Below are 7,320 nucleotides of genomic sequence, written 5' to 3'. Positions count from 1 at the left end.
TCGCCGGCAGCCTTTTGGGTTGTTCGAGTTACAGCGAGCGAAGCACCACGGCGGTGCCCTGTCCGCCGCCACCGCAGATGCCGATGGCACCCAGCGAGCCTGCCGGCAAGTCCTGCAGCTGGCGGGCCAGCGTTCCGATAATGCGTGCGCCCGAAGCGCCGATAGGGTGGCCCAAGGCGGTGGCCCCGCCGTGCTGGTTCACGATCTTCTCATCCAAGCCCAGAACCTTGGCAGACTGGACGACCACCGCGGCGAAAGCCTCATTGATTTCGACTGCCTTCAAATCTGCAGCTTGTACGCCAGCCTTCTGCAGCGCAGCGGCGATGGCGTTTGATGGCTGTTCGTGCAAGGTGCGGTCCGGTCCGGCGACAAACGCGTGCGAAACGACTTCAGCCATCGGGCTCAGGCCCAGTCGCGCAATCGCAGCGTCGCTGGCCAGCACCACAGCTGCAGCGCCATCGGTGATTTGCGAGGAGTTGCCCGCGGTAATGCTGCCATCTTTCGAGAACGCTGGGCGCAAGGCAGACAGTGTTTCAACAGTGGTTGACTCGCGGATGCCGTCATCCTCGGAATAGGTGGTTTCACCCTTGCGAGTAGAGATGGTGAACGGGGCGATCTCCCCGGCGGCGAAGTCCCGGGAGGCGGCGGCGCGCTGATGCGACGCGGCGGCCACCTTGTCCTGCTCTTCTCGGGTTAATGACAGCTTGGCGTTGTGCTCTTCGGTGGAAGCACCCATCGAGCGCTTTTCTGCGGCATCGGTCAAGCCGTCGTATTCCAGAGTGTCGATCATTTCAATGGCGCCGTACTTGGTTCCGGCACGGGCCCGCTGAACGTGAGGTGCCAGGGACATGGATTCCTGGCCGATGGCCAGGACGATATCGGCTTCGCCATTGTTGATGAGGCGAGTGCCCGCAACTACAGCTTCGGCTCCGGAAAGGCAGACGGCGTTGACCGCGATGGCCGGAACATTCAGCGGAATGCCCGCACTGACGGCCGACTGGCGAGCGGGGTTCTGGCCTGCTCCGCCTTGAAGCACCTGTCCAACGATGACCTGCTCTACTTGGCTGGGGTCAACACCGGCACGCTCCAGCGCCGACTTGGCGGCATGGGCGCCCAGCTCGGAGGCTGGAACGCTGGCGAAGACGCCATTGAATTTCACAAAGGGGGTGCGGGCGTAGCCCACAATTTTGACGCTCATGCTTTCGGGTCCTCCACGATGCCGACGGCAAATTCTGCTGCCGTGATCTCTTTAATGGTTTCTAGGCTTTCGCCCGGGGCTACGGCACGCAAGGTCATTCGCCCTTGCTCGATGTCGAAAACCGCGCGGTCGGTGATGATGCGGTCAACCACGCCAACACCGGTCAGGGGCAAGTCGCAGGACTCCACAATCTTGCTCGTTCCGTCTTTGGCGGTGTGGTCGGTCAGGACAATCACCCGGGGCGTGCCGGCAACCAGGTCCATGGCTCCGCCCATGCCCTTGACGAGCTTGCCCGGGATGGTCCAGTTGGCGAGGTCGCCGTTTGCGGCTACCTGCAACGCACCGAGGATGGCTGTTTGCACGTGGCCGCCTCGAATCATGCCGAAGGACGTTGCCGAGTCGAAGAAGCTTCCACCGGGCAGGATGGTGACTGTCTGCTTGCCTGCATTGATCAGGTCGGCATCTTCCTCGCCCTCATAGGGGAAGGGACCCATGCCAAGCAGGCCGTTCTCGCTTTGGAGCTTCACCGAGACGCCCTCGGGAAGGTGATTGGCCACCAGGGTGGGGATGCCGATGCCGAGGTTGACGTATTGCCCGTCGGTCAGTTCGCTGGCGGCAATCGCCGCCATTTCATCACGAGTCCACATGCCTAGGCCTCCTGCCTGCTGCGTACGGTGCGCTGTTCAATGTCCTTGACCTCGTCGGCCTGCACCAGGGTCTGCACGAAAATGCCCGGGGTCTCGACCAGGGACGGGTCAAGGTAGCCATCGAGGATGTGCTCGGCTTCGGCGAAGGTGTGGCGTCCGGACATGGCAACCAATGGGTTGAAGTTCCTGGAGGTCATCCGATAGCGCAGGTTGCCTTCGGAGTCGGATTGGTAGGCCTTGACCAGCGCGATGTCTGCGAAGATTCCGCGTTCCAGGATCGCTGGCTTGCCGTTGAACTCCATGACTTCCTTGCCTTCGGCCACTGGAGTGCCCACGCCGGTGGGAGTGAAGAAGGCTGGAATGCCTACACCGCCTGCGCGCAAGCGTTCCGCGAGGGTGCCTTGGGGGCAGAATTCCACGTCAAGGTCCCCGTCGAGGAACTGTTGGGCGAATAGCTTGTTTTCTCCCACGTAGGAGGCCAGGACCTTGGAGACCTGCCGGTTTTCCAAGAGGATGCCCAGGCCTTTTCCATCCACGCCCATATTGTTGGACACGATGGTCAAGTTGGTGGCTTTGGAGTCCCGCAAGGCGGTGATCAGCCTGTTGGGGATTCCTGAGAGGCCGAAGCCTCCCACGGCGATGGTCATGCCATCCTTGACGACGGCGGCTAGTTCTGCGGCCGCGTCTTCTCGAAACTTCGTTGTCATCGATATCTCCCTGCGTCCACTATGTGGAGTGCGGATGTGTCTACTTCCAAAGTTACGTAGTCGCAGATGAGCATTCAATAGCGAACGGGACATTGCCTGCTTATTGATCGGATGGTGAGGAAAAACAGATTCTCTGTCCATAATATGAACGCTTTTACTAGGAGCTAGACGACATCGAATTCGTTGCCTTCGGGATCGGCCATGCACACTGCAAAATGGTCCATCTCGGGCAGGTCCATCACCTCTCGGATGGTGGCGCCGAGGTCCGCCAACCGCTGCGCCTCCTGAGTCACCCGCTCCTTGCGCGTCTCGAATTCGACGCTGCGTCCGCCGCCAACGAGGAGATCAACATGCAGCCGGTTCTTGATGCTTTTGGACTCGGGCACCTGCTGGAACCACCAGCGCGGGCCGTTGCCTTGCGGGTCGACCAGTGACTCTGGCAGGTCGCCAACCCCGGGGCCCAATTCATCTTCCGGAACGCCCATGGCTTGCCAATGCTCGCGCCACGTTGCGTGGGGTGCCGGAGGCGGCTCGGGAATGTAGCGCATTGCCTGGGACCAGAATTCCACCATGGTTCGCGGGTCGGTGCAGTCAATGACTAATTGCCATGAATTCTCCATGCCCCACATTATGCGCCCCTGCTCGGACAAATACAGGGCAATGGACAAACTTCGTCCATAATATGGCCATGAGCAATTTACCGGCAGGAGCGCAGGTTGTCGGCCGGCTGGCTGCCGTGCTGCGAACCGTGAGCACCTCAATGCCCGCTGGCATTACGACCACCGAAGCGGCCCGCGCCACCTCACTGGCCCGGCCAACGGTGCACCGGCTGCTCTCGGCATTGGTCACCGAAGGATTCTGCGATCACGATCATCGCACCGGCAAATGGCTGCTGGGCCCGGAGCTGTACCTCATGGGAGCCGTAGCCGCCGAACGCTACGACGTCAGCGAGCTGGCGCGCGAGCACGTCACGGCGCTGGCCGAACAGACCGGAGAGAGCGCCTTCCTCTCCGCGCGGCGCTCCGATGAAACCGTCTGCTTGCTTCGCCAGGACGGAGCCTTCCCGATCCGGTCCTTTGTGCTCTATGAAGGCCGGCGCTTCCCACTGGGAGTGGCTTCAGCGGGAATGGCAATTTTGGCTTTCTTGCCGGAAGAAAGCATGAAGCGCTATCTGGCTGGCAGCTGCTTGGAAGCCGAATACGGGCCAGCCCATAGCGCCAGGGAACTGCGCAAGAAGATCGCTGAAACCAGGAAACTTGGCTATTCGGTCAATCCGGGACTGATCGTCGAGGGAAGCTGGGGAATGGGCGCGGCGGTCTTCGACAGTTCCGGGCAGCCAGCTTGGGCCTTGAGCCTGACCGGCATCCATACGCGGTTCGAGGCCGAACGGAGAAAAGAACTCGGCGAGCTGTTGCTGCATCATGCCCATGAGCTGTCCACCAAGCTGGCTGCGCGTACCGGCCCAGCTCAGCGCCAGTGAGCACTTGGCGTGTTGATAGGTACCTGCGGTAATCTCTCTGTTCGGCGGATTCAACTTCGGGCAGGACCGTCACCGCGATGCACAACAAGCACTAAGGAACGGTAGACGTGGCCACAATCCCGGCTGGAACCAGTACGCCGCACATCATGATCGATGTGGAGCAGCTGGAGAAGAACATCGAAAAAATGGCCCATCGGGTCGCCAGCCAAGGCCTGAAAATGCGTCCTCATGCCAAAACTCACAAGATGCTCGAAGTCGCCGGCCGCCAGCTGGAGGCCGGGGCGGTCGGGCTCACCGTGGCCACCGTGGGCGAAGCATTGAGTTTTGCCCTGCAAGGCGTGGCCAAGATCTTCATCGCCTATCCGCTATGGGTCGATGAGTCCCAGGCGCAACGGATCCAGGAATTGATGAAGCGTGCCAAGCTCAGCATTGGCACCGATTCGGTGGAGGCTGTGGAACAAATGGCCCGGATGCTCGGGCCACAGGCAGCCAAGATCCGCCTCATGATCGAAATCGACAGCGGTCATCATCGCAGTGGCGTCAGCCCGCACGATGCGCTGGCTATCGCCGAAGCGGCGCGTGCCGCCGGCATGCGCGTGCATGGAGTCTTCACCTTCCCCGGGCACAGCTACAACCCTGACGGCATCGACTGCGCCGTCAATGATGAGCACAAGACGCTGGCCGAAGCGACCAGGATTCTGCGCGCGGCCGGGTTCACCATCAAGCGGATCAGTGGCGGATCAACTCCCACCGCGGCGCTCAGTGATAATTCGGTGCTGACCGAGGTGCGCCCGGGGGTCTATGTTTTCGGCGATGCCCAGCAGTATGAGCTCGGCCGCACCAGCTTTGACGAGATCGCCTTGACCGTGGCCGCGACCGTGGTCAGCCGCCATGAAGGCAATGAGCAGATTCCGCGCCGCGTAGTGCTGGATGCTGGAAGCAAAATACTGGGAAGCGATCGTCCCGCATGGGCTACCGGCTATGGCCGCATTGCCGAGTGCCTTGACGCGCGGATCAGCGCGCTCTCGGAACATCACGCCACGGTGCTGTGGCCAGAAAACCTCGAGCTGCCCGCGCACGGCACGCAACTGCAGGTGATCCCGAATCACGTGTGCCAAGCGGTGAACCTGGTTGATTCGGTGCTCGCAGTGCATCCCGATGGAAGTTCTGAGCTGTGGGATGTGGCTGCTCGCGGGCTGAATTTCTAACCTGCCAAGGCATCCGGCACGGTCCAAACGGTGGCATCCTTCAGGGAAATCTGCAGGTTCGCTCCGCTTGCTTCATCCGCCAGCTGGCGTCCGCCAACCACCACTAGGAGGCTGCGCGCCCGGGAGAATCCGAGATACAGCTGCTCGGCGGCTCGGTTCATGTCCTTGAAGCCCCTAACGCAAAGAAGGACCACGCTTCTCTCCAGCCCCTTGAACCCAAGCACATGGCCATAGAATTCATTCTCGCGAGCATGGAAAGCTGGCCAATGCTCCGTATCGAGCAGGCCCGTTCTCATAGTGGTCTTGGCGGCCAGTAGAATCGCTTTGCTACCGGCGCGTAGGGCATGATGGGAGCTATGGAGAACAGCGCTGCACCCGCCTGGGTGGCCAATTACCAGCCCGGCGTCCCTGCAAGTATTGACCTGCCTGCCGAAGCGCTCAGCCGCATGTTCGAACGCTCGGTGGCTGAAGCAGGCCAGAGCCCGGCTACAGAATTCTTCGGGCGGCGCACCAGCTATGCGCAGCTCGGCGAACAGGTGGAGCAGGCGGCCGAAGGGCTGCGCAAGCTCGGGGTGCGTGCCGGGGACCGGGTGGCCCTGATCCTGCCCAACTGCCCGCAGCATGTGGTGGCTTTCTACGCTGTCCTGCGGCTGGGGGCCGTGGTGGTGGAGCACAATCCGCTGTACACGGCCCGAGAGCTGCGCCACCAGTTCGAAGACCACCAGGCGCGCGTGGCCATCGTCTGGGACAAGGTAGTGGGCTCCTTGCAGGAGTTCCCCAAGGCCGTGCAGCTGGACGCGGTGGTAGCGGTTAACCTGCTGGATGCCTTCCCTGCGCTGAAGAAGATGGCGCTGAACCTCCCGGTGAAGAAGCTGCGCGAGACCAAGGCCTCGCTGACCACCGGCACCTCGGGAACCACAGCGTGGAAAGACTTGCTCGGAGGCGGCCGGCTTGATGCCAATCACCCGCACCCCGATGTGGATGACTTGGCCGTCATCCAGTACACCTCCGGCACCACGGGCCATCCCAAGGGGGCCATGCTCACCCACTTCAACCTGTACTCCAACGCGCTGCAAGGCGAGGCCTGGATGCTCGGCGCCAAGGAGCGCGAGGAAATCCTCTACGCGATCCTCCCGATGTTCCATGCCTTCGGCATGACGCTGTACCTGACCTTTGGCGTGAAAAAGCAGGGCCTGCTGGTGCTCTTCCCGAAGTTTGATGCCCAGATGATCCTGGACGCGTGGAAAAAGTCGCCCGCCACGGTGTACTGCGCCGTGCCACCGATCTACGAACGCACCGTGCTGGCCGCCAAGGAGCGCGGCATGTCGCTCAAGAGCGCCAAGTACTGCATTTCCGGGGCCATGAACCTGCCAGACCATGTCGTGGAACTGTGGGAATCCATGTCCGGCGGGCTGCTGGTCGAAGGCTATGGCATGACCGAATCCTCGCCGGTGGCGCTGGGCAATCCCTTCCACCCCAGCCGCCGCACCGGAACCATCGGCGTGCCTTTTCCCTCGACCTTGATGAAGGTTGTCGAGGTGGATGATCCGTCCAAGGAAGTACCCCAAGGCGAGGCCGGTGAACTGCTGATCAAGGGCCCCCAGGTGTTCCAAGGCTATTGGAACAATCCCGAAGAGACCGCCAAGGCGAAAACCGTCGATGGCTGGTTGCGTTCGGGCGATGTGGTCACCGTAGACGAGGACGGATTCACCCAGGTCGTGGACCGGGCCAAGGAACTGATCATCACCGGCGGTTTCAACGTCTCGCCGACCGAAGTGGAAATCGCGTTGCGCCAGCACGCCAACGTGGTTGACGCCGCGGTCTTCGGCAAGCCGCTGGCCAGAGGCGGAGAGATGGTGGTCGCCGCGGTGCAGCTGGAACCCGGCGTTGAACTCAACGAAGACGGGCTGCGTGCCCATTGCCGAGAGCTGCTCGCCGCCTACAAGGTGCCCAAGCGCGTGGTCCAGGTCGAAGAACTGCCGCGTTCATTGCTCGGCAAGATCCTGCGCAAGCAGGTCAAGGACGAACTGGCAGAAACCATTTAGGGCGTCCGGGCCAGGGCTTGTCCCGGCACACGAAC

Annotated in this window: 8 protein-coding genes; 3 read left to right on the top strand and 5 right to left on the bottom strand. The window is 61.8% G+C overall.

Translation table 11 applies throughout. From position 1 onward, the window contains the following. Nucleotides 1–28: 28 nt before the first annotated feature. The 4 genes from AC6CHO_RS15275 to AC6CHO_RS15260 all read right to left on the bottom strand — a co-directional run bounded on the left by AC6CHO_RS15275 (nt 29) and on the right by AC6CHO_RS15260 (nt 3,172). The gene (locus AC6CHO_RS15275) at nt 29–1,198 is read right to left on the bottom strand and encodes an acetyl-CoA C-acyltransferase (protein ID WP_498216223.1); all 1,170 of its coding nucleotides are present in this window, start codon (nt 1,196–1,198) and stop codon (nt 29–31) included. Continuing rightward, nucleotides 1,195–1,845 carry a CoA transferase subunit B gene (locus AC6CHO_RS15270; protein ID WP_498216221.1) on the bottom strand — a complete coding sequence of 217 codons (651 nt, stop codon included), beginning with the start codon at nt 1,843–1,845 and terminating at the stop codon, nt 1,195–1,197. Before AC6CHO_RS15270 ends, AC6CHO_RS15275 begins: the two co-directional genes overlap by 4 nt. 2 nt (nt 1,846–1,847) lie before the next feature. After that, nucleotides 1,848–2,552, bottom strand: coding sequence for a CoA transferase subunit A (locus tag AC6CHO_RS15265; protein ID WP_498216219.1), 705 nt, complete (start codon nt 2,550–2,552; stop codon nt 1,848–1,850). 164 nt (nt 2,553–2,716) lie between these two features. Beyond that, a complete protein-coding gene (locus tag AC6CHO_RS15260) occupies nt 2,717–3,172 on the bottom strand; it encodes a VOC family protein (protein ID WP_444661933.1) in 456 nt (151 codons plus the stop codon). A gap of 68 nt (nt 3,173–3,240) precedes the next feature. Between AC6CHO_RS15260 and AC6CHO_RS15255 the strand changes: the two genes are divergently transcribed. Together AC6CHO_RS15255 and AC6CHO_RS15250 are read left to right on the top strand one after the other, a co-directional pair. Beyond that, on the top strand, nt 3,241–4,032 hold the full coding sequence (locus AC6CHO_RS15255; protein WP_498216217.1) for an IclR family transcriptional regulator: 792 nt from the start codon (nt 3,241–3,243) through the stop codon (nt 4,030–4,032). A gap of 107 nt (nt 4,033–4,139) precedes the next feature. Further along, on the top strand, nt 4,140–5,240 hold the full coding sequence (locus tag AC6CHO_RS15250; protein WP_498216215.1) for an alanine racemase: 1,101 nt from the start codon (nt 4,140–4,142) through the stop codon (nt 5,238–5,240). Here AC6CHO_RS15250 and AC6CHO_RS15245 read toward each other — a convergent pair. Continuing rightward, nucleotides 5,237–5,401: a hypothetical protein gene (locus AC6CHO_RS15245; RefSeq protein WP_498216213.1), complete on the bottom strand. Its 165-nt coding sequence runs from the start codon at nt 5,399–5,401 to the stop codon at nt 5,237–5,239. The genes AC6CHO_RS15250 and AC6CHO_RS15245 overlap by 4 nt on opposite strands. Before the next feature lie 195 nt (nt 5,402–5,596). Between AC6CHO_RS15245 and AC6CHO_RS15240 the strand changes: the two genes are divergently transcribed. After that, nucleotides 5,597–7,285 carry a long-chain-fatty-acid--CoA ligase gene (locus AC6CHO_RS15240; protein ID WP_498216211.1) on the top strand — a complete coding sequence of 563 codons (1,689 nt, stop codon included), beginning with the start codon at nt 5,597–5,599 and terminating at the stop codon, nt 7,283–7,285. Nucleotides 7,286–7,320: the final 35 nt, after the last annotated feature.

Source organism: Glutamicibacter sp. GQ173, from assembly GCF_059759215.1.
The sequence above is the reverse complement of the archived record's forward strand: the minus strand, read 5'-3'. Positions and strand labels throughout refer to the sequence as shown.

Coding starts and splice junctions, on each gene's coding strand:
- AC6CHO_RS15275 (WP_498216223.1), bottom strand. CDS start 1,198: ATGAGCGTCAAAATTGTGGGCTACGCCCGCACCCCCTTTGTGAAATTC.
- AC6CHO_RS15270 (WP_498216221.1), bottom strand. CDS start 1,845: ATGTGGACTCGTGATGAAATGGCGGCGATTGCCGCCAGCGAACTGACC.
- AC6CHO_RS15265 (WP_498216219.1), bottom strand. CDS start 2,552: ATGACAACGAAGTTTCGAGAAGACGCGGCCGCAGAACTAGCCGCCGTC.
- AC6CHO_RS15260 (WP_444661933.1), bottom strand. CDS start 3,172: ATGGAGAATTCATGGCAATTAGTCATTGACTGCACCGACCCGCGAACC.
- AC6CHO_RS15255 (WP_498216217.1), top strand. CDS start 3,241: ATGAGCAATTTACCGGCAGGAGCGCAGGTTGTCGGCCGGCTGGCTGCC.
- AC6CHO_RS15245 (WP_498216213.1), bottom strand. CDS start 5,401: ATGAACCGAGCCGCCGAGCAGCTGTATCTCGGATTCTCCCGGGCGCGC.
- AC6CHO_RS15240 (WP_498216211.1), top strand. CDS start 5,597: ATGGAGAACAGCGCTGCACCCGCCTGGGTGGCCAATTACCAGCCCGGC.